3 protein-coding genes are annotated in these 1,219 nt (G+C 44.5%); all 3 read left to right on the top strand.

The genetic code is table 11. The features are described 5' to 3' along the window. Nucleotides 1-71: 71 nt before the first annotated feature. Nucleotides 72-224: a hypothetical protein gene (locus tag QZ506_RS12865; protein ID WP_291971543.1), complete on the top strand. Its 153-nt coding sequence runs from the start codon at nucleotides 72-74 to the stop codon at nucleotides 222-224. Further along, complete coding sequence (locus QZ506_RS12860) at nucleotides 221-760, top strand: DUF2058 domain-containing protein (protein WP_291971542.1); 540 nt, start codon at nucleotides 221-223, stop codon at nucleotides 758-760. The genes QZ506_RS12865 and QZ506_RS12860 overlap by 4 nt, the downstream gene beginning before the upstream one ends. Nucleotides 761-991: 231 nt before the next feature. Continuing rightward, nucleotides 992-1,219, top strand: a 228-nt coding sequence (locus QZ506_RS12855) for a helix-turn-helix domain-containing protein (RefSeq protein ID WP_291971540.1), incomplete at its 3' end; no start/stop codon positions are given.

Raw genomic sequence — 1,219 nt, 5'->3', positions numbered from 1 at the left:
GCTTTGTTGAATAAATAGATATTATGCTGCGTAGCCATAAAGGCTGCGGATTCCCTTGACGTAAAATCAGTATGTTAAATCCAGAGCGTGGTGATGCATCCCGGAGCGATCAGCATTTTAATCCAAAACAGGCTTGTCATAGCAGCATTATTCCCTATTGTTCAACAAAGCCTGATCACGGGTATAATCCCACAAATTTTTCTACGGTTTCAAAACGACGATGACAAAACTCACCTTACAAGAGCAGATGCTGAAAGCGGGATTGGTGACCAGCAAAAAAATGGCCAAAGTTGAAAGAACGGCCAAAAAATCACGCGTTCAGGCGCGTGAAGCCAGAGCCGCGGTAGAGGAAAATAAAAAAAATCAGCTTGAACGCGATAAACAGCTCAGCGAACAACAGAAACAGGCTGTGTTATCTAAAGAGTATAAAGCTCAGGTAAAACAACTGATTGAGATGAACAAAATCGACATTGCAAAAGGTGATATTTGTTTTAACTTCACGGACAACAATATAATCAAAAAGTTGGTTGTAGATAAGCTGACGCAAACTCAGTTGATTAATGGTCGTCTCGCCATCGCGCGTCTGGTTATTGATAACAAGGGTGAGAACCAATACGCAATTATCCCCGCGAGCGTGGCCGAAAAAATTGCGCAGCGCGATGCGAACAGTATTGTTTTACACAGTGCGTTGAGTCAGGAGGCGCAAGATGAAGAAGATCCTTACGCCGACTTTAAAGTGCCCGATGATTTAATGTGGTAACTGACGCAGTAGGTTTTTGCGGTTTTACTGCATTTCACCACCTGACTAGACAATGTTGGTGGTACGGACAAACACCTTACCCCGTGGGGACGACGTATGAACAATGAAATACTCATTAAATATTATGTATGTATTAGTCGCGACTAGATCTGACACTGGACCTTAAAAGGTTGAGAGTTACCGGTTTTGATATGGGTGCCTAATCCTTAAACAAAACGCGAGGTAACTGTCATGCTTCATACTAACAATCCCATTATCAAACACAAAGCCGGCCTGCTCAATCTCGCCGAAGAACTCGGTAACGTATCAAAAGCATGCAAGATCATGGGCGTGTCACGCGATACATTTTACCGTTATCAGGAACTGGCTGCTGAAGGCGGCATTGATGCGCTGGTTAACCAGAACCGCCGGGTTCCGAACCTGAAGAACCGCGCCGACGAAGCCACTGAACGCGCGGTT

This window comes from Candidatus Symbiopectobacterium sp. (assembly GCF_020054415.1).
GTDB lineage: Bacteria > Pseudomonadota > Gammaproteobacteria > Enterobacterales > Enterobacteriaceae > Symbiopectobacterium.
This window is presented reverse-complemented; position numbering and strand designations above follow the sequence as displayed.

Bases quoted from the DNA above. Each gene is read 5' to 3' on its own strand.
- QZ506_RS12860 (WP_291971542.1), top strand. From the start codon at position 221: ATGACAAAACTCACCTTACAAGAGCAGATGCTGAAAGCGGGATTGGTG.
- QZ506_RS12865 (WP_291971543.1), top strand. From the start codon at position 72: ATGTTAAATCCAGAGCGTGGTGATGCATCCCGGAGCGATCAGCATTTT.